Origin of the sequence: Mangrovivirga cuniculi (assembly GCF_005166025.1) — a bacterium.
Lineage (GTDB): Bacteria > Bacteroidota > Bacteroidia > Cytophagales > Cyclobacteriaceae > Mangrovivirga > Mangrovivirga cuniculi.
The window spans coordinates 907852-931377 of sequence record NZ_CP028923.1 but is presented as its reverse complement, the minus strand read 5'-3'; the positions used below and the strand labels follow the sequence as shown (position 1 = coordinate 931377).

At 36.7% G+C, this 23526-nt stretch carries 19 protein-coding genes and 3 tRNA genes; 5 read left to right on the top strand and 17 right to left on the bottom strand.

From position 1 onward, the window contains the following. Positions 1–45: 45 nt before the first annotated feature. From tuf to DCC35_RS04185, 5 genes are all read right to left on the bottom strand, one after another. Positions 46–1233, bottom strand: coding sequence for an elongation factor Tu (gene tuf / locus DCC35_RS04205; protein WP_137089610.1), 1188 nt, complete (start codon positions 1231–1233; stop codon positions 46–48). Between the two features lie 129 nt (positions 1234–1362). Then, a tRNA-Thr gene (locus DCC35_RS04200) sits at positions 1363–1434 on the bottom strand. Between the two features lie 20 nt (positions 1435–1454). After that, positions 1455–1527, bottom strand: a tRNA-Gly gene (locus tag DCC35_RS04195). Between the two features lie 68 nt (positions 1528–1595). Continuing rightward, positions 1596–1678: transfer RNA gene (locus DCC35_RS04190), tRNA-Tyr, on the bottom strand. Positions 1679–1826: 148 nt separating this feature from the next. After that, a complete protein-coding gene (locus DCC35_RS04185) occupies positions 1827–4376 on the bottom strand; it encodes a M1 family metallopeptidase (protein ID WP_137089609.1) in 2550 nt (849 codons plus the stop codon). 145 nt (positions 4377–4521) lie between these two features. On the opposite strand from DCC35_RS04185, the gene DCC35_RS04180 reads away from it, so the two are divergent. From DCC35_RS04180 to frr, 3 genes are read left to right on the top strand one after another with little or no spacing between them, the layout of a single operon-like run. Continuing rightward, entirely contained in the window at positions 4522–5037 is a 516-nt protein-coding gene (locus DCC35_RS04180; protein ID WP_137089608.1) for an acetyl-CoA carboxylase biotin carboxyl carrier protein subunit, read from the top strand. 59 nt (positions 5038–5096) lie between these two features. After that, complete coding sequence (gene pyrH, locus DCC35_RS04175) at positions 5097–5801, top strand: UMP kinase (RefSeq protein ID WP_137089607.1); 705 nt, start codon at positions 5097–5099, stop codon at positions 5799–5801. Positions 5802–5825: 24 nt separating this feature from the next. Then, on the top strand, positions 5826–6386 hold the full coding sequence (gene frr / locus DCC35_RS04170; protein WP_137089606.1) for a ribosome recycling factor: 561 nt from the start codon (positions 5826–5828) through the stop codon (positions 6384–6386). A 38-nt stretch (positions 6387–6424) separates the two neighbouring features. On the opposite strand, the gene DCC35_RS04165 is transcribed toward frr, so the two are convergent. The 6 genes from DCC35_RS04165 to DCC35_RS04140 form a co-directional block, all read right to left on the bottom strand. Beyond that, on the bottom strand, positions 6425–8998 hold the full coding sequence (locus tag DCC35_RS04165; RefSeq protein ID WP_137089605.1) for a DUF5686 and carboxypeptidase regulatory-like domain-containing protein: 2574 nt from the start codon (positions 8996–8998) through the stop codon (positions 6425–6427). Between the two features lie 36 nt (positions 8999–9034). Next, complete coding sequence (nadD, locus tag DCC35_RS04160) at positions 9035–9613, bottom strand: nicotinate (nicotinamide) nucleotide adenylyltransferase (protein WP_137089604.1); 579 nt, start codon at positions 9611–9613, stop codon at positions 9035–9037. 5 nt (positions 9614–9618) lie between these two features. After that, positions 9619–10191: a guanylate kinase gene (gene gmk / locus DCC35_RS04155; RefSeq protein ID WP_137089603.1), complete on the bottom strand. Its 573-nt coding sequence runs from the start codon at positions 10189–10191 to the stop codon at positions 9619–9621. Positions 10192–10287: 96 nt separating this feature from the next. Next, positions 10288–11115 (bottom strand): DUF4249 domain-containing protein, encoded by an 828-nt coding sequence (locus DCC35_RS04150; protein ID WP_137089602.1) that lies wholly within the window; start codon positions 11113–11115, stop codon positions 10288–10290. Further along, on the bottom strand, positions 11116–13518 hold the full coding sequence (locus DCC35_RS04145) for a TonB-dependent receptor (RefSeq protein WP_137089601.1): 2403 nt from the start codon (positions 13516–13518) through the stop codon (positions 11116–11118). 106 nt (positions 13519–13624) lie between these two features. Beyond that, on the bottom strand, positions 13625–14740 hold the full coding sequence (locus tag DCC35_RS04140; protein WP_137089600.1) for a sulfotransferase family protein: 1116 nt from the start codon (positions 14738–14740) through the stop codon (positions 13625–13627). A 29-nt stretch (positions 14741–14769) separates the two neighbouring features. Here DCC35_RS04140 and DCC35_RS04135 point away from each other — a divergent pair, with 29 nt between their 5' ends. Then, positions 14770–15636 carry a DUF1295 domain-containing protein gene (locus tag DCC35_RS04135; RefSeq protein ID WP_137089599.1) on the top strand — a complete coding sequence of 289 codons (867 nt, stop codon included), beginning with the start codon at positions 14770–14772 and terminating at the stop codon, positions 15634–15636. Here the strand turns inward: DCC35_RS04135 and DCC35_RS04130 are convergent, their stop codons facing one another. From DCC35_RS04130 to rsfS, 6 genes are all read right to left on the bottom strand, one after another. Beyond that, positions 15637–16884, bottom strand: coding sequence for a sensor histidine kinase (locus DCC35_RS04130; RefSeq protein ID WP_246070142.1), 1248 nt, complete (start codon positions 16882–16884; stop codon positions 15637–15639). Positions 16885–16975: 91 nt separating this feature from the next. Continuing rightward, positions 16976–18358 carry a sigma-54-dependent transcriptional regulator gene (locus DCC35_RS04125; protein ID WP_137089597.1) on the bottom strand — a complete coding sequence of 461 codons (1383 nt, stop codon included), beginning with the start codon at positions 18356–18358 and terminating at the stop codon, positions 16976–16978. A 160-nt stretch (positions 18359–18518) separates the two neighbouring features. Further along, positions 18519–19304: a hypothetical protein gene (locus DCC35_RS04120; RefSeq protein ID WP_137089596.1), complete on the bottom strand. Its 786-nt coding sequence runs from the start codon at positions 19302–19304 to the stop codon at positions 18519–18521. Further along, the gene (locus tag DCC35_RS04115) at positions 19286–20059 is read right to left on the bottom strand and encodes a UDP-2,3-diacylglucosamine diphosphatase (protein WP_137089595.1); all 774 of its coding nucleotides are present in this window, start codon (positions 20057–20059) and stop codon (positions 19286–19288) included. Before DCC35_RS04115 ends, DCC35_RS04120 begins: the two co-directional genes overlap by 19 nt. Positions 20060–20166: 107 nt before the next feature. Beyond that, positions 20167–22272 (bottom strand): ATP-dependent zinc metalloprotease FtsH, encoded by a 2106-nt coding sequence (gene ftsH / locus DCC35_RS04110; RefSeq protein ID WP_137089594.1) that lies wholly within the window; start codon positions 22270–22272, stop codon positions 20167–20169. 72 nt (positions 22273–22344) lie between these two features. Beyond that, positions 22345–22701, bottom strand: a complete 357-nt coding sequence (gene rsfS, locus DCC35_RS04105) for a ribosome silencing factor (protein ID WP_137089593.1) — start codon at positions 22699–22701, stop codon at positions 22345–22347. A gap of 45 nt (positions 22702–22746) precedes the next feature. Between rsfS and DCC35_RS04100 the strand changes: the two genes are divergently transcribed. Continuing rightward, entirely contained in the window at positions 22747–23517 is a 771-nt protein-coding gene (locus DCC35_RS04100) for a biotin--[acetyl-CoA-carboxylase] ligase (RefSeq protein ID WP_137089592.1), read from the top strand. Positions 23518–23526 lie beyond the last annotated feature (9 nt).

Sequence of the window (23526 nt, the reverse complement as noted above, 5' to 3'; positions counted from 1 at the left end):
GCGTTCCCGAAAAATCAGAAACGCGTTTTATAATTTATATCAAAATTACTCTATGATTTCAGTAACCTGACCAGAACCTACAGTTCTACCACCTTCACGGATAGCGAAACGTAGACCTTTTTCCATTGCAATCGGGCTAATTAATTCAACCTCGATTGAAACGTTATCACCTGGCATTACCATTTCAACTCCTTCTGGAAGTTTGATTTCTCCAGTTACGTCAGTAGTTCTGAAGTAGAACTGAGGACGGTATCTGTTGAAGAATGGAGTGTGACGTCCACCTTCTTCTTTTGAAAGAACGTAAACCTCAGCTTTGAAGTGGTGGTGAGGAGTTACAGAACCTGGCTTACAGATTACCATACCTCTCTTGATTTGAGCTTTCTCAATACCACGAAGTAGAAGTCCTACGTTATCACCAGCTTCACCTCTATCTAAGATCTTACGGAACATCTCAACCCCAGTAATAGTAGACTTAAGGTTTTCAGCGCCCATACCTAAGATCTCAACAGGATCACCTGAGTTGATAACACCTCTCTCGATACGACCCGTAGCAACAGTACCACGACCAGTAATAGAGAATACGTCCTCAACAGGCATCAAGAAATCTTTGTCGATAAGTCTTTCTGGAAGTGGAATGAAATCATCCACAGCAGCCATTAACTCATCAACTTTCTCAACCCACTTAGGCTCACCGTTAAGTGCTCCAAGAGCAGAACCAGCGATAATTGGAGTATCATCACCAGGATAGTCATATGAAGAAAGAAGATCTCTAACTTCCATGTCAACTAGTTCCAATAATTCCTCATCATCAACAAGGTCTACCTTGTTTAAGAATACAACAATCGCAGGTACACCTACCTGACGACCAAGAAGGATGTGCTCTCTAGTTTGAGGCATTGGTCCATCAGTTGCAGCTACAACTAAGATCGCACCGTCCATCTGAGCAGCACCAGTAACCATGTTTTTCACATAGTCAGCGTGACCTGGACAGTCAACGTGTGCATAGTGACGATTCTCAGTTGCGTACTCGATATGCGAACTGTTGATAGTAATACCACGCTCCTTTTCTTCTGGTGCGTTATCGATGGCAGAGAAGTCTCTACTCTCTGCAAGACCTTTATCTGCCAAAACTTTTGAAATAGCCGCAGTTAAAGTTGTCTTACCGTGGTCTACGTGACCGATGGTACCGATATTAACGTGCGGTTTCGAACGATCAAAGGTTTCCTTAGCCATTTTCTTATAATCCTCGGTTTAGTTATAAATTCATTTACTTAATTGACAAAAACACCTTAAAAAGTACTTTTTAAGGTGGTTAAGATTTTATGATTTCCGGATAAATCCGGCAATTATATTTTCTAGTTGAGCCAATGACGGGAATTGAACCCGTGACCTCTTCCTTACCAAGGAAGCGCTCTACCCCTGAGCTACATCGGCTTTAACCGACAATAAAATTGAGCGGGCGACGAGGCTCGAACCCGCGACCTACAGCTTGGAAGGCTGTCGCTCTACCAACTGAGCTACGCCCGCTTAATCTCCTACCTCATTTAAAGATAGCATGAATTGCTCGCTTTAAATAAGATTCTCAAGAGTTTTTGTGGGGGAAGCAGGATTCGAACCTGCGAAGTCATAAGACAACGGATTTACAGTCCGTCCCAGTTGGCCGCTTTGGTATTCCCCCAATTATCGGTTTCAGATATTCAATTAACCTACCTAAAACCCGACATTTTGTGTCTCCGTTTTGTTTTAGGTGGTGCAAAAATATATATCATTTTCTATCTTTCAAACATTCCTGATGAAAATTTAAAAAAAATCCGCCCCCCATAATTTTATTCATCAGGAGACACCGTCACAGCTTCCAGATTATCAATGACTTCCGGATAATTTTCATTGGATAATTTTTTTTCAATCTTTTCTCTGACTCCGGGCACATCCTCGAGCATCATAAGTAAAAGATAAATTGTCGTTCTGTTATTTATGAATCTTTCATTCTCTAAAATACCAAACAGAAAATCAGCTTTAGCATTCAGATCATATGAATCATCTAATTGCGGAAGCCACATCATATATAATTGAAGCGCATAAAATCTTTCTGCTCTACCCAGATTTTCAATCTTCTCCTCAAGCCATGATATTTTTTCAACGTGTCCGCTATCCAGATAATAAAAAGCTAAAGGTATTACAGTTTCCGTCTGGTTGTGTATTTCGTATTGTTCAAGCCTTTTTAGTTTATCCTCCTCATTACTTAAGCTCAGTGCCTCTATAGATGCTCCAAGAACACTGAATGATTTGCTTTCAAGTCCTTTCTCAATTACTGAAAGGTAGGAATCAGCATCCCAGCCTCCAACTGCTGCAATAGCATCGGCTTTGACAATGTAGTCCGGATCTGACATTGCCATGGATGCTATCTTGGCAATCACCTCTTCAGGGATATCCTCAGCTATTGTTGCCCACACATTTATTCCATATTGACGAATTGCCCAAAACTCATCTTTTAAAACTTCCTGAAATAAATTACTTACCTCCTGATTTGAAATAGAATCTGAAAGGTATTCCAATGCTTCCATTTTTGATTTATAAGAAACGGCATTATGATACTGTGACATCCAGTCTGAAAGTGGTTTTTCATAGGCCATTTCCACTAGAAGGTCGTGCTCCGGATCAAATATTACAGCCTCCGGAGTGTTTTCCATCGGTATTTCAAGCAGTTGGTAAGGTTTATCAATTGTCACTGTATACCTGGATCCTTTCCCATTTGAAAAAACATCGATAGTAGCCGGAAGTATAAATACAGGAAATTCTTCCGATTGCACCTGGTAAATCTCTAAGTACAAAGTGTCGTTTTCATGAGTGTAAGCCATTGTTAATTCAGGATGACCTTCACTATAGAACCATTGATTAAAAAACCAGCTAAGGTCTTCACCACTTGAGTCTTCCATTACAAGACGAAGATTGGCTGCCTCAACTGATTCCCCTTTATATTCATCGATATAATTTCTTAATCCTTTAAAAAAGATCTCATCCCCAAGATATATTCTCAGCATGTGAAGAATTCTTCCTCCCTTATTATAACTATGTGCGTCGAACATTTCATCGGGAGTATAATAATTGTGATTGATCAATGGATGGGTGTCTTGGAGTGCCTCATCAAAATATCCAGCTTCCTCTTCAACAGCAAGCAGACCGGCTTCCATTTCACCATGCTTATATTGAGCCCATAGGTATTCTGAATAATTAGCGAATGCCTCATTCATCGCAATGTTTGCCCATGATTCAGCTGTTAATTGATTCCCAAACCATTGATGACTTAATTCATGAATTATTATGCCTTCATAATCTTCATCTAATGCTTCATTTTCAGTTAACTGAACTTCTTCCATAAAAACCGATGCTGTCGTATTTTCCATTGCTCCAGACACAAAATCCTTCACTGATATTTGAGCATATTTAGACCAGGGATAAGGTTCATCTAATAGGCTATCCATGAAGTGAATCATTTCAGGAGTATACTTAAATATCTCGCTTGCTCTATCTGCATATTTTGGATCGACATAGTATTGAAGTGGGATTTCCTTGTAGGTTTCTTCTTCCATGGCAAATTTCCCGGCAGCGACCATAGTAAGATAAGCTGCGTGATCTTTATCCAACTTCCAGGTGTCCGTTTTGAGGCTGTCTTCATTTATTACACTGCTAGTCATAAGGCCATTGCTGAGAGTAACAAAATCAGCCGGCACAGTTATGCTTATTTCTTGTTTATAACGTTCGTTGGGAGCATCGATCACCGGAAACCATCGGCTATTGTTTTCAGGCTCCCCTTGTGTCCATATCTGGGTAACCTCGCCATTTTCATTTTTAATAAAGTAAAGCCCTCTTGAATCATGATATGACCCGGCATTTGCCATCGGACTTTCTTCAGGATCAGCTACGTATTCTATTTCGAGTGAAATAATCTCATCAGGTTGATAGGTTCGATCCAGGCTAATTTGTAATTCCAGGGAATCATACCTGTATCTCAAAGGAATATTTTTATTTCTGTCAGGCATCACCACCTTTTTAACTTCCAAGCCCTTTGAATCAAGAGTAATTTCATTTATAGGATAGCTGTAAGGTGTTCCTGTAATAATTGCTTTACCCAGTACCTTTTCCTCATCAAAATCAAAAGACAGATCAAGATCCAGGTGTAAAATATCAAATACCAGTGGATTGGCTGTGTGATATGGAACAGCCACAGGAGTTAGTTTAGCTTGCTCCTCCTCAATAGCTGCTGAATCCAGATTATCATTTTCGGAAACGGTAGTTTGGGGAGTTGATTGAGAGCAGGAAAATATTAAAAATAGAAATGCTGTATTAACTCCAAATAAAAATATCTTCTTGTACATAACTGATTATTTTATTCTCAAAGATTACAAAAAAAATGCGGAAAACGTCTTCTCCTGGTTTCATTTTTGAAAGTCTGGTAGCAATTTGCTTACTTCATGCTTGTAAAAAAGATAGAATAACCGTAATTATGCATGAAAAAGCATTATGTACCAGGCACACCTAATTAACGACGAAGAATCTATTTCTGATAAGTCAATATCAGTTAATTTTGAAGATGAGAACATTCTTGTTAATGATGAAGTTCTCGACTGGGACATAAGTCGTATTGACGACTCTCACTTCCACGTAATTAAAAACGGTAAAGGCTTCAAGCTTGAGCACGTATCTACTGATGCTGAAGAAAAAATCATTACATTAAAAATAAATGGTAAAGTTTGCCGATTAAAAATAAAAGATAAGATGGATATCCTTCTTGAGAAAATGGGGATGTCAGATCTTGCCGGCAGCCAGATTACTGATATAAAAGCTCCTATGCCTGGTATGATACTTGAAATAAAGGTAGAGCCTGGACAGACAATTCAGAAAGGGGATTCGGTGATGGTTTTGGAGGCGATGAAAATGGAAAATGTTCTTAAGTCTCCGGGTGATGGAGAGATAACCAGCATTGAAGTTAAGGAAGGTCAGTCAGTTGAAAAGAATCAATTATTAATCCGCTTTTAGAGCGGATATTTTATATACGGTAAATTTTAATTTTATATATACAACTTCGCCATACTTATATGAGATACAAACGGATACTTCTGAAGCTTAGCGGGGAAGCGCTGATGGGACAACAACAGTACGGTATTGATTCTTCCAGATTGCAACAATATGCGGAGGAGATCAAGCGAGTAAAAGACATGGGGGTTGAGCTTGCCATTGTAATAGGTGGCGGAAATATCTACCGTGGAGTTCAAGCTGAAAAATCTGGAATTGACAGGGTACAGGGAGATTACATGGGAATGCTTGCGACGGTGATAAATGCAATGGCTTTACAGAGTATCCTGGAGAAAAACAATATTTATACTCGTCTTATGTCGGGATTTGATATCGAAAAAGTTTGTGAACCTTTTATCAGAAGAAGAGCTATCAGGCATTTGGAAAAAGGAAGAGTAGTTATTTTTGGTGCCGGGATAGGAAGTCCTTATTTTACAACTGACTCAACAGCCAGTCTTCGAGCAATAGAAATTGAGGCTGATATTGTATTAAAGGGCACTCGAGTGGATGGTGTATATACTGCAGATCCTGAGAAAGATCCAAATGCTGAAAAATATCACAACATTACTTTTAGTGATGTGATCAGTAAAGGGCTAAACGTTATGGATACCACTGCATTTACACTTTGCCAGGAAAATAATTTACCAATCAGGGTGTTTGACATGAATGTCCCGGGAAATCTTTATAACTTAATAATTGGAGAAGAAGTAGGTACATTAATTGAATAAATCGAATTAGTTTATATTTGTAATATGGAAGACATAGATTTATACCTCGAAGAGGCCAAAGACCAAATGGAAAAATCTGTTCAGCATACCCAGGCTGAACTAAACAAGGTAAGAGCCGGAAAAGCTATGCCCTCAATGTTAGATGGGTTAAGAGTAGAATATTACGGAAATCCAACCCCATTAAACCAGGTAGCATCTGTAAATACACCAGATGCTCGCACAATAGTTATTAAACCATGGGAAAAGAATATTATTCCTGAAATCGAAAAAACCATTATTAATAGTGATTTGGGATTTAACCCACAGAATGATGGAGATATAATCAGGATCAATATCCCACCCCTTTCAGAAGAACGTAGAGAGCAACTCGTAAAACATTGCCGCCAGTTGGCTGAACAGGGAAAAGTTAGTATCCGTAATGCCAGAAAAGAAGCTAATGATGCATTGAAAAAACTTCAAAAAGACGGTGTTTCAGAAGATCTTATCAAAGGTGCGGAAGATGAGGTTCAAACGCTTACTGATAAATATGTTGCTAAAACAGATGAAGTTTTAGAAGCAAAGGAAAAAGATATTATGACAGTTTAAGTCATAAAGTAAAGGGAGCAACTGCTCCCTTTTTTATTTTAAAATAAATCTGCCGAGATTCCTATCCGAATTCCCCAATAAGTATTATTAAAGTTGTCAAACCCTCCTCCCACTTCAAGCCTGAGAATTCTGAAAACATTAGTAATGCCATATCCCGCTTCAAAATAATTGTTCCCATTTGCGTGAGTCAGATTATTAAAAAAGAAATATTCTTTCATACCGATTAACCTTAGTTCTGTTAACTGAGTAAATAATAATTGCCTGAAGCTAAGTTTGACCATCCCTGATAAATAGGGCTCGTCGGTACTCCATTCATAATAGTCAAGGAAATTATAACTTCCTGAAGGTTCAAAGGGTAAAAATGGCGTTTGATTTCCGTTAAAATGATTGTAATCAATAAAGGACAAGGAATCTTTATAAAGAAATCCTCCAACTTCCAGATTATATAAAATTGAAAGGTTAGCGGCAGGTACAATTTTGTGCCTCACACCAACCGATGTTTTAAGAAAGTCAAGATCATTAAGCTTATCAACCGGTAATGTTCCTTTCCAATTTAATCTGAATTCCGGCTTCTTATCATCTAAAGGAATTAATCGGTCATTATACATATTGTACCTCAGTCCAGGAACAAAACTGACTTCCCCCTGGTGATAAAATATCTGATGGTTTGGAAAGGAAGTATTCTCAAGGTACATGTTTTGGGGAAGGTTTGAACTGTATTCTTTATTAACACGTCCATTAAAAGTATAATCAGTATTGTTTTGTAGTTGTTGTCTATGTTCCCACCCTATTGTAAACCTTATTTTTAATGAATGAACAAAATTCTTATATATTGAAAAATCTACATATTTCTTGTCGTATAACTTCATGAAGTTACCTCTCCAGAATAAGGTGCTAATCGAATTGATCAGTGGAGAGATAGGCTCTTCATTATTAATTTGATCTACAAAATAACCACCTTCAATACCAAAAGTTAATGTACTGTCCCTGTCATCATTACTCCATTGGAGCCCCCCTTTTATCTGAAAATTTTCAGAGGCAAAATTATATCTGAAAGTCGGATCTAATTTCCATTTGTTATCATTTCTTGTTTTTACAGTATAAGTTATCGGCATGGATATATTCCAGCCATTTACGGTGTTATAAAATGTATTGAAAAGAGGTCCGCCTATTTTCAGACTATTTCCGTTCTTAAACCTTAAATAATCACCTGTCAAAAGAAAAAACGGAGATAACTTCTTGGCATTAACGGAATCACGGGCTGATACACTATCCATAACAGCAACTGTACTATCGAGCTTCTGGTAGCCTTTAATTTCAGCTTCGGTTAAAGGAATAGTTCGGATATCGTCCCAATAATTTTTATCTACTGTTTTAAGTGAATTATCGTCCTCAACAACAATTCGCTCAAGAATTTTTGGATTACCGCTTTCTTTTTTTTCTTCCTCGACATATGTTTCAATGTCTTCTTTGAGTTTGCTTACAGTAAAAACAGCTGAATCACCTTTAATTTCTGATCGCTCATTTTCTATCGTTTCTACTTTGGCTGTTTCGGTTTTTTCATCAATTACTTTTACAGTCCTGGCCAGTTCTTCATTGATTTTTACATTATAATCTGATACCCCTGCCAGATAATTGTATGAAAATTCAAATCCAACGAATGATCCACTGACAAAAAACCGGTGTGTTACAGGCAGCCAGACATTTTCTCGAACAGGTGCCAGATTTTGCTGGATATTAATATTAATACCAGATTGGGTGGTTGTCAGATCAACGCTATGTAAATTCCAAAGATCTTCTACTATATAAACATGGCCATTGAATAGCTCACTATCTTTTACTCTTGGAATTACTTTTATTTTATTAACTACATATCCATTTTCTTCAAATAGACCTTGAAATTCATATTTGTAATGAGAAAAACATTTTCTTGATAGCGGAGAAATAATGCCTGCAATAGACTCTTCATAAAAACTTCCAAAAATATATTGTCCTGGGCTGAAATCCTGACTATCTCCTTTACTTCTCACAGCAATTACTTCTTGTTCGTATGTTGAAGGACGTTTATAAGTGATTTTCACAATGCTTTCACCAATGTAAAGCTGATCTTGATTCAAGCCTTCTTTTTCAAGTCTTCTTTTAATTATACCCGGTATTTTATCAAATTTTCCTTTACCTTTTAGATAAACTCTCGCGGTATATTCATCTACCTGCTGAAGGTGATATTTCGCTTTAGCACTTGCTTTTCGGATTATTGCATAAGCAGGGTCTTCAAAAGATCCGGTAACTTCAAGTTCTGGCAAATTATAAATCTGTGCCTCCAGGTTAACACCTATTTCTTTTGTTTCACCTTCAGACAGGCTTACACTGATCGTTTTTGACTTGAATCCCATGTATTGAAAAGAAACATGATAATTGCCCGGAGGAAGATTAATTTCAAATTCACCCTTTTCATTTGAGGTGGTGCCATTATTTGTTTCTTCAACATAGACAGCAGTGAAACCTAATAAATTATTTTGTTGGTCTTTGATCGTTCCTTTTAATGTCTGACTTTGAATCCCCAAATGAGCCAGAAAAAGAAATACGATGATTAGAGATGATGTCTTATTCATCTTGATTGATAGTGGTTTTGGTAAATTTAGAATTACTTAATCATATAGTTTCCTCGACTTGATCAGTAATTCAGTTTCTTTTGGTACAAGATACCTGATCGATTTATCTTGTTTTACAGAGTTTCTTATGAACGTAGCTGAAATGTCTATGAATGGTGCATCGATCATTTGAACTCTTTCATCATCATGCCATTTGGTTTTCCTGGTGCCAGGTCTGGGGTAACAAATTATTCCTGTTTGTTTGATCAGCTCCTCATGATTTTTCCATTTATGAAACCCTTTTAGGTTATCTTCGCCCATGATCAGTTTAAATTGATAATCTGAATATTTTTCTCTGAGGTAAGTAAGGGTGTCAATAGTATAACTGGGTTTAGGCATATTAAATTCGATATCAGACACCCTAAATTTATAATTATCGAAAATCGCAGCCTGTACCATATCAAACCTGTCTTGCTCGTGGGCGAGTGAGGCTCGCTTTTTGAAAGGACTTTGGGGAGAAACAACAAACCACACCTCATCAACATTATCTGAATCGACAATAGTTTGAGCTATAATAAGATGCCCTATATGGATTGGATTGAAAGAGCCAAAATATAAGCCGATGGTTCTATTCATAAGATTTATTTTTCCATGAATTCATCTAGTAACTGCTGTGATTTTTCCTGAGCCTTCGCCAGGTCATCATTTACCAGAACAACGTCAAATTTATCCATGAACTCCATCTCAAATTTTGCTTTAAAGAGTCTTCTCGACACACTGTCTTCACTTTCTGTTCCTCTGTCTCTAAGCCTCTTTGCCAATTCATCAATTGAAGGAACTTTTACGTAAACCGCCAATGCTTTATCTTGAAAGTATTCTTTAAGATTTAATGCTCCCTTGACATCTACATCAAAAATAACAGTTTTGCCCTCATCCCATAATCTTTGGATCTCTGATTTTAAGGTGCCATAAAAGTTACCAGGATATACCTCCTCCCACTCGATAAACTCATCTGCATCTATATTTTCTTTGAACTCGTGAGGAGTTAAAAAATAATAATCTTTCCCGTTTTCTTCATTACGACCTCTTTTGTCTCGGGTACAGGCAGAAATTGAAAACCCAAGAAAATCATTGTTTTTAAGCAAGTGTTTAACAATCGTTGTTTTCCCTGAGCCAGATGGTGCTGCAAAAATTATGGCTTTTCCCTCTTTCATTTTTTATCCTTTATCTAGGATGCAAAGATAGAATAAGACTTTAACAATACTTAGGCCATTTAAGTTAAATACTATTAAATGTCATTCGACATACTATTATTCTTCTTCTATTACTAGAGTTTCTGTTATAACACTCGAAACCTGAAAATATCCCAACGGGGGATTGCCTTCATTGGTGACATTTTTAATGTTAGTAGTTGGATTAACAGGAGCGGGAGAAAATATACCTCCATCGTTGAATAGTAAGTTTACCAGGCCGAGGAAATAAGTATATGTCTTTTCGTTCAATGCGTATTGCTCTATTCTTACTGTATCCCCAACTTCAAATGGATAAGGTAGTTCTAAGTTCGAAATATCTTCCTGGACGAACTCATCATCTGCCAGAAGATAATCACCCCTGTCGTTGAATAAAGTATCATTTTCATAAACCATCCACCTATAATAATTTATCTGACCTTTTGGAGTCTTACCATAAAAATAACAGTAGTATCCTGCCTCTCTAAATACTCTTTCTTCCTGATATCTGACAACTACCGAGTCCAGGATTGGAAATGGCAAAACCTCTCCGGTCGCTGAGTATGTCTGCCCATTATATTCTACTTCAAGAGTATATTCTTCACCAACTTCGGCCTGAAACCCTTCTGGAGTATAAAAATAACCCGGATACATTTCGTTTAGAGTAACTTCTCCGTCATTTTCTTCTATAAGTCGAACAGCAGCATTTCTTACAGTATCATTACCTGATTCCTCATAATAACTAGTTGTTAAACCTAATTTAATCAGGTGCGGACCCGGGTCAGTTGTTATTCTGGCTTCAATAACTATCTGTGGGTCTCCGTCAGTTAGATCGAGTCTTACCTCTTCCTGGCAGGATGCAATGAGCAACCCGACAATAACTGCGATATATAAAAGTGATCTTTTCATTTAAAATTTAAAATTATAAGATACTGAAGGAATGATGCCAAATAAATACGTTTTTACAGATGCTGGTCTGCTATTATATTGTTCTCCTGGATTACCATCTTCCTGCGGATCAAAATCTACGTCATTGTTATAAATTCGTCTAAATTCAATCGAAAACGGATTTTTTCTTGAATACAGATTATAAATTGAAAAATTCCAAAATGATTCCCATTTACGGTCAGATTTTTCCTTTCCATTTAAAGTCAAACTGAGATCTAGCCTGTGGTAATCAGGCATTCTGGAACTATTTCTGTTATTGTCATCATAGTATGGAACAGATTGACCATCTACCTCATACCGTCCAATAGGAAATGAAACTGCCTGTCCGGAAGAGTAAACAAAATTTAATCCCATTGAAACTCTTTTATTGAATTCATGATTTAATACCAGAGATATATCGTGTATCCTATCATATCTGGCGGGGTAAGGATCTCCATTACTTATGCCCGGTACTTGTCTGAAAGTTCTGGATAAAGTATAGCTTAACCAGCCTGTTGTAGCACCCTTTTGTTTTTTCATTTGAAATTCGAGACCATAGGCCCAGCCACGGCCAGCGGCTAATTCGGTTTCAATATTATTACTTAGAAAAACATCTGCTTCAGGGAGAAGGTCGATTACGTTCTCCATATGCTTATAATAAAGTTCCGTTGAAAACTCGAATGTATTTTCCTTAAAATTCCTGAAATACCCAACTGCCACCTGGTTACCACTAAGTGGTTTAATATATTTATCTGCGGGAATCCATCTGTCAATAGGTAAACCAGCGGTTGAGTTGGCTGCAATTTGTAAATATTGCATTGTCCGCATATATGATGCCTTAATCGATGAACTCTTATTAAGCTTATACCTAATATTAAGCCGTGGCTCGAAACCATCGTAAAAAGCAATATTCTTTCCTCTGGCAAAGGATACCGTATCAATTATTTCAGCATCTCGAGATGGTTCGCCTCCTTCATAGATATACACATCACTTGGTCCGATATTAGAAAAAAGGGAATATCTCAGGCCCGCTTGTAACAATAACCTTTCATTAACTTTTTTCTCATAATCAACATAAAGTCCCTGCTCAAAAGCATATTTATTATCTAAAGAAAAGCTCTCTACTATAGATTCATCATTGAGAGGTTCTATTTCAGCAGGTGAGAATATATGATAGATTGAATGTGATCCAAATGATAAGGTAACTGAAGGGCTATGGAAGTATGTAAAGTCAAATTTGCCGGCAACTTCACTGAGATTTGCCAGCCATTCAAAGTTCTGAGAAGAATTATCTATCTGAAACCCGTAATTAAAACTACTATATAGAGCTGTTGAATTAAGGAATAACTTATCATTAAAAACATGATTCCATCTTCCTGTCAGCGTGGTATTTCCCCATTTTAAGCCGAAGTCATTATCAAAATTGAAAACATCCCTACCAAAATATCCTGACACGAAGATCTGGTCTTTTTCACTGAACCTATAGTTAGCCTTCGCATTAAAATCATAAAAATATAATTTGTTGTTACTAATGTTTGGATCGTTACTTAAAGCAAGAAACAGGTCAGCATATGTTCTCCGTGCAGTTACTATAAATGAGCTTACATCTTTCTTAATTGGTCCTTCCAAAGTAAGTCGGCTTGAGATAGTTCCGATGCCTCCTGAACCGGAAAATTCTTTACTATTTCCTTCTTTCATCTGGATATCAACTACCGACGAAAGTCTACCACCATATTTTGCTGGTATTCCTCCTTTGTACAGAGTAACTTTCTTAACAGCATCGGGGTTAAAAACTGAGAAAAAACCTAAAAAATGAGAGGCATTATAAACAGTAGCTTCATCGAGAAGGACTAAATTTTGATCATAACTTCCTCCTCTTACAAACAATCCGGTTGTACCTTCTCCAGCCGACTGAACTCCCGGCAGCATTTGTAAACTCTTTACTATATCTACTTCTCCAAATAAGGCTGGCATGGCTTTTATTTTTTCAATGCTCAATTCTTCTTTTGACATTGAAATATCTTCCACATTCTCATCCTCTCTTTTTCCGGTAACCACAACTTCTTCTAATTCCCGGCCAACATCTTCCAGTTCAATATTTATTTTTAGATTGCCGTTGAGGTCAACATTCCGAACGACTTGTTCAAACCCAATAAAAGAAAAAGTGATTTCGTACTTACCTTCAGGTAAAGTGAGAGAGTAAAAACCATAATTATTTGTAACAGAACCACTAGGAGGGGTAGTATTGGCTACTACAGATGCACCAATCAGGGCTTCCCCGGTCGAAGCTTCCTTGACATATCCACTTATTGTAAACTTTTCCTGAGCAGATAAATTTATACTTACCAAAAAAATCAGACTCACCAGAGTCACTACCTTGTGCATAGTATGAAGATGTTTTAATCAATGCAAATATAGGTCAATAACTACTATGAAGTTCATGTTGTTTACACAATGGGTTTAATTATTTTTTAGCTGGCAACCTTCTTATTTAATAAATTACATTAAGATCTTCAGGGATTTGATAATCCAAAATTTCCATATAAGGCTTTAAGTGGTTGGATACCACATCTAGTTCTTCTGAGAATATTGAGTATTTATTTTTTTTATATCCTTTCCTTGAATTGAGGTATGTTTCGAAATGAGTTTTTATTCCTTCAAAGTCTTCAAGGTCAAGCTTCGCATATATTTCGCGTAGCTGTTGTATTGGGTATTTCTCAAGATCCTCAAATTTTATTTCTATTAAATTATCCCTCCTGACTTTATCTTTTTGCTCAAAATAATCGTTCATCAATCTCTTATAAAGATCTATCACTATCTCATCGATTTGTTCCTTGTTTATTTCCTGAAGAGTTAATGAGGGGAACAAACTATTAAAAAATGAACGAGTACTCAAATAAACTATTATTGGATTCCGATATATGAAAATAAATTTTGATTCTTTAAAGTATTCTGCCAGGTATTTTATTCTAGCCGTATTTACAGGGTTTTTCACTATTAGGCGTCCATCTCCAGTATTGTAAGCTGCCTTCTTCATCAACCTTTCATATCCAGTTAACCAGGAAATAATATCCTTATCCTCATTAAATTTGACTCCATTTTGGTAATAATAATCATATAAATGAGGGAAATAAAAGAAGTTATAAAATGATTCAAGTCCTGAGTTACTCACTGCGAATTCGTCCTCCTGAGGATAATTAACGTTGAGCTTTACATTATCAGAAGGTCTTTTACCAGGCATCGACATTTTCATGAAAGATTTAAAAATCAGCTTGCTTTTTAAGTTATCAGGAAAGACTCCCTGGTAAGTTGTAAAAAATGAAGCACTGGGATCCTGTGCCAATAAATTGTGCAAATGGGTTGTTCCAGACCTCCAATGGCCAATGATAAATAAAGGTGGATTAGAAAAATTGTGATTTTTTAATTTATTGCTAAAAAATACTTTCTCATATAAGTGAAATGGTGATGCTATTAAGCAAATTAAAAACGTTATAAATACTTTAAAATAATAGCGCTTTTGAATTCTTCCCTTCCTTATTATCTTAAAGAAATTAAAAATGTCTGTGCCTGCCAGTGTTGATACCGGCGGTAGATTAAAACCAGCCATAAAATTTTTCTATTAACCAGAAGATAATAATGAAAACCGATAAAACCTCGAGTTTAATAATTGTAACAGCCTGCTACCTTATTGCTTTGGGTGTAGCTGCCTTAGTTTGGATCTATACTTCAGAGTTCAACTCTTTTTACAGAATTTTCTTTGCAGACGTGGCGGGAACAGTTGTTATTTTTATCGGAAGTGTCATTACAAGAAATTCGAGCATGTACGATCCGTATTGGTCGGTTGTCCCTCCTTTGATTGTCATTGCATTGATAATAGAGAACCCGGAAGGCAATACAGAAAGACAAGGAATGATTTTAACAGCAGTTTTAATCTGGTCAATTAGGTTAACCATAAACTGGATTAAAGGATGGAAAGGATTGGATCATGAAGATTGGCGTTACAAAATTATAGCTGAAAAAACAGGTAAATTATATTGGCCTGCCAGTTTCTTTGGTATTCATCTTCTACCTACGCTTTGGGTTTATGCAGGCTGTCTGCCTTTGTTTTATGCTATACCTTATAGTTCCGTTCTTAACCCATGGGATTATGTAGCTTTTATAGTCTGCACAGCCGGGGCATTTATAGAATTAATGGCAGATGAACAACTCAGGGATTTCAAAACTTTTTCATCTTCCAATGAATTTATTGATAGTGGAATATGGAAAATTAGTAGGCACCCGAATTATTTTGGGGAGCTTCTTTTCTGGACAGGAATATTCATTTCCGTTATTCCATTACCTGGTTTTGAAGGAATGTGGACAATATCAGGCCTAATCTCACTAATTTTTCTTTTTAAATTTATCAGTATACCAATGATGGAGAAAAGAAATATAGAGAGAAAGCCAGGATATACTAATTATATTAAAAAGGTGTCTTCTCTGGTCCCATTTATCAGAATCTAATTAAAACCTGATAGTAAATTCAGTACCAACATTATCTTCTGATTTTACTGATATAGCAGCTTTGTGCTTTCTAAGAATTTGTTTTGAAATACTCAATCCAATACCAGAACCATACTTTTTGGTGGTAAAGAATGGAATAAATAATTTTTCCAGGGCTTCAGGATCTATTCCCGGCCCATTATCTTCAATTTTAATAAGAACTTGATTCTTAGGTCCCTGGGTAGCATGAATATCGATCATCCTTTTTCTGTCATCATCTAAATTTTCGAATGCCTGAATCGAATTCTTTATTAAATTGATAAATACCTGCTCCAATAACTCCGGATCTGCTTTTAAGGTCAGATCTTCTGGTATGATGGTGCAATTGCATTCAATATCATTGCTATCCAGATCATTTTTAAATAATGTTCTCAATCTGTTAAATATTGTAATAAGCTGAACATCTTCAAATTTGGGATCCGGGACCCGAGCCAGGTTTCTAAAATCTGAAACAAATTTTATTAATCCTTCACTTCGTCGTTGGATTGTCTGGACTGCCATATGGATTGTTTCAACATCTTCATTAGACATTGTGTTCATTTCCATACCATTTGAGAGCTGACCCTGGAGCTCCCCTTCTACGGTTGCCGCTAATGAACTAATTGGAGTAACAGAGTTCATAATCTCATGGGTAAGTACCCTGATAAGATTTTGCCAGGCTTCCATTTCCTTTTCTTCGAGTTCAGACTGGATATTCTGAATTGATACAAGTTTGAATTCTTCATCTTTAAGAGTTAATTCAATAGCGTAAATAGCCAATTGAACCATATCATCCTGCTGCTTTATTTTAATCAGATCTCTTCCTCCAGTCCTTAATTCATAACATGAGTTTACAAGCAATTCACTAATTGGTCTGAGTTCCTCCAGAGATTTGACCTGTCTAACTTTCAGCAACCTTTTAGCGGCAGTATTCATGATCTGAATCTTCCCATTCTTATCGAATGTTATAATACCAATTCCCAAATGCTGAACTATATTTTTCAGGTATTGATAATGTGCCTCCTTCTCCTGGTTTACTTCCTGAAGCTTCTGAAGAATTTTAGAGGTTGCATCGGGAGAGTCGTTGGCGATTTTCTGATTTTCAACAGTGAAATCTTCTTCTCCCAGGCTATCTATTATACCCAGAATCTCTTCATTAGATTTCTCGATATATTTTACGAAGGAAATGATTTGAAAGACGATTAGCAAAAGAATTAATAAGCTTCCCAACAGATTTCCATTAGAGTAAACCTGATGTGCTAAAAGGAAAACCGATATCAATAATATCGCGATTCTAAAAATTATATTAAATCTAAAGGTACTAGAGACCATGTTTTTCTAATCTTCTGTATAATGCAGCACGCGTAAGCCCTAGCTCCTTTGCTGCCTTGGAAATATTTCCACTATGTTTATTAATTGCCTTTTGAACTACCTGCTTTTCCACTTCATCCAGGTTAAAAACATCTTCTCCTAAAATTGGCTCGTCGCTCGTTGCCTGAGAAGAAAGTAAAAAGTTGTGTTCATCCAGTACGTCACCATCACTCATAATGACAGATCGTTCAACCACATGCTGTAATTCTCTTATGTTACCTGGCCACTGGTAAGCCTTTAATTTTTTCAAAGCATTTGCTGAAACACGTTGAATAGGCTTTCTGTATTTCTTCGAATATATTTTTACAAAGTGATCAACAAGAAGAGGAATATCATCACGTCTTTCTCTCAGTGCAGGAAGCTTAATTTCTACTGTATTTATCCTGTAAAGCAAATCCTGTCTGAATGAATTATCTGAGACCATTTCATATACCGGCATATTGGTAGCACAAATTAATCGTATATCGATATTAACTGTTTTATTTGAACCAATACGTCTGATCTCCCGGTTTTGAAGTGCTGCTAAAAGTTTCGCCTGAAGGGGAAGACTCAGGTTTCCGATTTCATCCAGAAAGAGCGTTCCATTATTCGCTACCTCAAACCTACCAGCTCTGTCTTCCTTGGCATCTGTAAACGCTCCTTTTTTATGCCCGAAAAGTTCACTTTCGAATAACGTTTCTGTTATTGCTCCCATATCAACCGATACGAATACCTCTTCATGCCTTAGCGACCTGGCATGTAAAGCTCTTGCAACCAACTCTTTTCCGGTTCCGTTTTCACCAAGAATCAATACGTTTGCATCTGTCTTAGCAACCTTATCAATAAGATTGAACACATCTTGCATCGGTTGACTCTCACCAATGATATCTTTAAAAGATTGGGATATTTCTTCCTCCAGAGACTTTTTTGCAGTACTTAATTGCTCAACCTTGTTATATGATTGCTTTAAACGAGAGGCTGAGGAAATTGTAGCTACCAGCTTTTCATTTTGCCAAGGCTTTAATACAAAGTCGGTTGCTCCTACTTTAAGTGCTCTAACAGCCATCTCTACATCTCCAAAAGCTGTAATAAGAATAACGACTGCGTTGGGGTCCTTTTCTTTAATTTGTTCTAGCCAGTAAAAACCTTCTTTCCCAGAGGTGATATCCTTACTAAAATTCATATCCAGAAGGATTACATCATAGGTGTCGTTATTAAGGAGAAAAGGGATTTTCTTAGGGTTCTTTTCTATTATTACTTCCTTCGCATGCTTTTTCAATAGCAGCTTGGCAGCCAATAACACATCCTCATCATCATCGATTATTAATATTTTACCCAGTTCTTTTTCTTCCATTGTTTTTCTCTTCTTTGTAAAAAATATAAGTCCAATAATGTGCCAATAATAAAAATGCCCGTAATCACACTATAAAGCAATTAACCGAAAAAGCGGCTGTTCATTATTGAACACAATATAGTCTATTTGTATCGTTTTCGGACAAGGAGAAGAGAATATTTTACCTGCAACGGTAAATCTGAGTGCTTAATGGAAGTAGAAGTCCCTGAGCGGTATAATAGTAAAGCTTTCCGTCCATGATTCTTATGGAATCTTTCTCCTGATAATCAATCTCCAGGCCATCACATTCAAAAAGATGGTTTGCTTTTAAATTGAAAATAAAATTTTCTCCATCAACTGAATGAAGGAGAAGATCCTTGCCTTGAAACCCAATCACTTTATCGAATAGATGATCTTCGCGGATATCTATTCCGGAATCAGTGACATAGATCAATTTATTGTCAGAAATCAATGCGGTGGGGATCCTGGTGGGTATAACGATTGAGTTTTGACCTAGTTTTGAAAGCTCATTATCAGAAACTTCTAATACCTCACCAGTTTTAAGATCAATGTTACTGACCTTTTTCTCATTTATTGAAATTGCTGTGAATACATCGAACCCTTTGTAAAACAAATAATCAATAGAAAAATTCGAATAATCAAAAAGAGATAACTCTCTCACAAGATTTAAATTCCCATCGAGGAAATATACAGTTTGAGAGAATTTGTCAAAGGTTATCACTTCATTCCCGCCATAGAAAACGAGTTGATTTCTGTTTCTGGTAGGTAGTTTTTTATCAACATTACTTAAAGCATCCTTAAAAACAATTTGATCATCGGTAATTACTGCCAGGCATGTGTTATTAACAGGTATTAGTACTGTATTATTTTTCTGAGCAAATCCACCTGGAGAAGCCAGTATTATCAATCCAATAATAAATGCTATAGTTATCCTGTGTAAGTACATAAGTGAAATTCCTGACCATCAAATACTCCGTATGGAGCTCCTGTCATCCATTCTCCGATGTTATAATAACGACTATTTTTTGTTACATCCATTTCTAGCACCAAGTGTCTATGTCCACAAATGTACATGTCAAAGTGCTGAACTTTTTCGTTTTCACGGCAGAACAGCCAAATATTTTCTTTTTCCTTTTCTTCAAAAGTTTGCTCCAGGCCATTGTTTTTCTTCTTGCTCTGAGAGGACCAAAAGTGGGCTATGCCCATTCCAATTGCGGGGTGTAATGCAGCAAACAACCACTGGCAAACTGAACTTCGAAAAACTTTCTTGAGTAGTTTGTATGACTTATCTCCAGGCCCAAGACCATCTCCATGATGTATAAATAGCCTTTTTCCATTAACACCTATTTTCAGTTCATCAGAAATTATTTCAGCCCCTGTAACCTCTGGTAGATAATCGAACATCCACATATCGTGGTTTCCTTTAAAAAGGTAAACCGGAATCCCGGAATCTACCGTTTCACGAATTTGATTAATAAAACCAACAAACCCTTTGGGAACTACTTTCTTATACTCAAACCAAAAATCAAAAATATCTCCGACAAGGAAAATTGCATGAGCATCTTCTGATACACTTTTAAGCCAGGAAATAAGCTTTTTTTCCCTTTCTATACTTGTGTCGATAGCATCAACTCCCAAATGAAAATCAGAAGCAAAATATAATTTTTTATCTTCTTGAAGATCGATCTTTAATTCAGGCATTATTTAAAAAATTTGTGCAAAAATGCACTTTTTTTGCAATAATTATCAAGTAAAATAAAAAAAGCCGAGCACATTTGTACCCGGCTTTGTGAATTTTTATTAATTGATCAGGACTTGGAATCCTCATCAGGCTTATCACCGGTCGAATCTACTTCTGCAGCTTCCGGTTTTTCATGACCATTGGTCGAAGCCTGATTTTTATTATCTTCTTCTTTTTTCTTCTTTTCTTCTTCTTTTTCCTGTTCTTCTACCTCACTGGTAAATTTCTGATAAGTTGTTTGATGCTTAAATGGTCTTGGACCGATCAACTTATTCAGGTCGTTTTGGAAAAGAATCTCTTTCTCTAGAAGTTCTTTTGCAAGAATCTCTAATTTATCCTTTTTATCAAGAAGTAGTTTCTTTACTCTCTCGTAAGCTGATGAAACGATTTTTTTAACTTCTTCATCTATCAACTTAGCTGTGTTTTCTGAATATGGCTTAGTCATCGAGTAATCGTTCTGACCTTTTGAATCATAAAACGAGACATTTCCGATTTTATCATTCATTCCATAAACAGTAACAATAGAATAAGCCATTTTAGTCACTCTTTCCAAATCAGATAAGGCACCTGTTGAAATCTTACCAAAAGTTATTTCTTCGGCTGCACGACCGCCAAGAGCCATGCACATTTCATCTATTAACTGTTCTGTCTGATACAGGAACTGCTCCTTAGGTAAATACTGTGCATAACCTAATGCGGCAATACCTCTTGGAACTATACTTACTTTTACCAATGGATCTGCATGCTCAAGGAACCAACCTGCTACAGCATGACCAGCCTCGTGGTAAGCAACAATCTCTTTTTCTTCAGGGGAAATGATTTTATTTTTCTTCTCTAATCCTCCGATCACCCGGTCGATAGCATCCTGAAAATCCTGCATATCGACTTTTTCTTTATTTTTTCTGGCTGCAATCAGAGCAGCTTCATTACAGACGTTGGCTATTTCAGCTCCTGCAAAACCCGGAGTCTGAGCAGCAAGTTTTTTAGCATCTACCTCGCTATCCAATCTGATTGGCTTTAGGTGAACTTTAAAAATTGCAGTACGTCCTACGATATCCGGTTTATCGACACTGATCTGACGGTCAAAACGTCCAGGTCTCAAAAGCGCCTGGTCTAGAACATCAGGTCTGTTGGTCGCTGCCAGTATAATAACTCCACTATCAGTAGAGAAACCATCCATTTCAACCAGTAATGAATTCAGTGTATTTTCACGTTCATCATTAGAACCCGGCATCTGTCCTTTACCTCTGCTTCTACCAATTGCATCGATCTCATCAATAAATACGATACAAGGTGCTTTCTCTTTAGCCTGCTTAAATAAGTCACGCACACGTGCTGCTCCAACACCGACGAACATTTCCACAAAGTCAGAACCTGATAAACTAAAGAAAGGAACTGCTGCCTCACCGGCAACTGCCTTTGCAAGAAGAGTTTTACCTGTACCCGGAGGTCCTACAAGGAGTGCACCTTTAGGTATTTTACCTCCCAGCTTAGTGAATTTTCCCGGATTCTTAAGAAACTCAACAATTTCCTTTACCTCTTCCTTAGCTTCATCCAGACCGGCAACATCATTAAAAGTAATTTTAACCTTATTTTCAGCATCAAATAGAGCTGCTTTAGATTTACCAATATTGAATATTTGTCCACCAGGACCACCACCACCGGTCATTCTTCTCATAAGGAAGAAAAATCCGATGATCATTAAAAAGATCAATCCATAACTAAAAAAGAATTCTCCGAGAGATTCCCTTTCAGTAATTTCAAGACCCGGTTGATCACCACCGGCTTCGGCCTCTAGTTTGCTAAAGTCTTCAGCGAACTTTTCAGCACCAGCTACTTTAAAGAAAAATTGCGGCCCTCCGGTAAAGCCGAAGGTTGAATTTCCATTTAAAAGTTCTTTATATTTTTCATTTTCAAGTGCTTCTTCTTTCAGAAATACCTCCACTAGATCCTGGTTCTTGACCAGCTCTACCCTTTTCACATCTTTATCGAGGTACATTTCCTCGAATTTTTTCTGTGTGATTCTGGTAGCTCCTCCGGAGTTATTTAACATCATGAAACCAACAAGTACCGACAGGATGATCAGAATAATTAACATCTGATAATTTTGTCTGCGCGGATTTTTATTGGGAAGCAAATTCTTTTTGCCTTTATTTTTTCCCTCGTTTGCCATTCTTTACACCTTACAGTTTATGTGTTGATACATTAACGTTCAATATAATACTTTGTTCGTTAAGCCTAAAAATTAAATAGTGTTTTCGTAGTGTTTAATATTTGCGTCACCCCATAAGTTTTCCAGATTATAGTGTTCACGGTTTTTTGGGGAGAAGACATGGGCCACTACATCGACATAATCGATAATTACCCATTGATTATTTTGATTTCCTTCTTTATTAAACGGATTTTCTGCTGCTTCTTCGTAAACCTTTTTTTCTACGGAGTCTGCAATAGCATCAATTTGAGTGTCAGAACCACCTGTACAGATGATAAAATAATCTGAAATCGAATTTTTAACCTCACGAAGATCAAGAAGCACTACGTCTTTTGCTTTCTTATCTTGCATTCCCTCTACAACCAATGCTGCAAGTTCTGATGAATTCATTTATTATTGTATAAAAATTGTTTGTTCCAAAAGTACTAAAAATAATTGCATAAAAATTCTACCAATCTTTTAATATTAGGAAGAACTTCCAATTATCTGCCATCATGTCAGTCTACGAATGACATAGCCGCAGGGTTATCGCAAAGCAAAAACTTGATGGACGGCCATGTTGTCTGGACAACAAATCAAACGGCCGGCAAAGGTCAGCGCGGTAATACCTGGGAATCTGAACCAGGTAAAAATCTTTTATTGAGTATAGTTGTATATCCCAAAACTCTTGATGCAGGCAATCAATTCCTGCTTACAGCGGCCATCAGCCTGGGAGTATGCGAAACAATAAAATCTTTTATCCCCGATAAAGATGTTTACATAAAATGGCCTAATGATATCTACGTTGAAAAACTTAAGATCGCCGGGATATTGATAGAAAATATGTTAAAAAATGGAAAAATAGAACAAGGGATCATTGGCATTGGAAGTAATATTAATCAGACTCATAATCTCCATCCATCCGCTACTTCTATATTTTTAGAGACCAATAAGGAAATAGAAATTGAAGATTACTATTTCCGTATACTCCAAAATATTGAGGCCTTTTATCTAAAACTAAGAGCTGGAAAATCATCTTATCTAAAATCACTTTATTATAGAAATATGCTTTGGTACCAGGAAGAAAGATTATTTCAGGCAGGAGATAAATTTTTTCATGGAACTATCCTTGGAGTAAATAATGAAGGTAAACTTCAGGTGTCAACAGATGAGGGTATAAAAGCCTTTGGATTAAAAGAAATCTCATTTGTAATAAACAGAAGCTGACCATTTCAG

Coding starts and splice junctions, on each gene's coding strand:
- tuf (WP_137089610.1), bottom strand. CDS start 1,233: ATGGCTAAGGAAACCTTTGATCGTTCGAAACCGCACGTTAATATCGGT.
- DCC35_RS04185 (WP_137089609.1), bottom strand. CDS start 4,376: ATGTACAAGAAGATATTTTTATTTGGAGTTAATACAGCATTTCTATTT.
- DCC35_RS04180 (WP_137089608.1), top strand. CDS start 4,522: ATGTACCAGGCACACCTAATTAACGACGAAGAATCTATTTCTGATAAG.
- pyrH (WP_137089607.1), top strand. CDS start 5,097: ATGAGATACAAACGGATACTTCTGAAGCTTAGCGGGGAAGCGCTGATG.
- frr (WP_137089606.1), top strand. CDS start 5,826: ATGGAAGACATAGATTTATACCTCGAAGAGGCCAAAGACCAAATGGAA.
- DCC35_RS04165 (WP_137089605.1), bottom strand. CDS start 8,998: ATGAATAAGACATCATCTCTAATCATCGTATTTCTTTTTCTGGCTCAT.
- nadD (WP_137089604.1), bottom strand. CDS start 9,613: ATGAATAGAACCATCGGCTTATATTTTGGCTCTTTCAATCCAATCCAT.
- gmk (WP_137089603.1), bottom strand. CDS start 10,191: ATGAAAGAGGGAAAAGCCATAATTTTTGCAGCACCATCTGGCTCAGGG.
- DCC35_RS04150 (WP_137089602.1), bottom strand. CDS start 11,115: ATGAAAAGATCACTTTTATATATCGCAGTTATTGTCGGGTTGCTCATT.
- DCC35_RS04145 (WP_137089601.1), bottom strand. CDS start 13,518: ATGCACAAGGTAGTGACTCTGGTGAGTCTGATTTTTTTGGTAAGTATA.
- DCC35_RS04140 (WP_137089600.1), bottom strand. CDS start 14,740: ATGGCTGGTTTTAATCTACCGCCGGTATCAACACTGGCAGGCACAGAC.
- DCC35_RS04135 (WP_137089599.1), top strand. CDS start 14,770: ATGAAAACCGATAAAACCTCGAGTTTAATAATTGTAACAGCCTGCTAC.
- DCC35_RS04125 (WP_137089597.1), bottom strand. CDS start 18,358: ATGGAAGAAAAAGAACTGGGTAAAATATTAATAATCGATGATGATGAG.
- DCC35_RS04120 (WP_137089596.1), bottom strand. CDS start 19,304: ATGTACTTACACAGGATAACTATAGCATTTATTATTGGATTGATAATA.
- DCC35_RS04115 (WP_137089595.1), bottom strand. CDS start 20,059: ATGCCTGAATTAAAGATCGATCTTCAAGAAGATAAAAAATTATATTTT.
- ftsH (WP_137089594.1), bottom strand. CDS start 22,272: ATGGCAAACGAGGGAAAAAATAAAGGCAAAAAGAATTTGCTTCCCAAT.
- rsfS (WP_137089593.1), bottom strand. CDS start 22,701: ATGAATTCATCAGAACTTGCAGCATTGGTTGTAGAGGGAATGCAAGAT.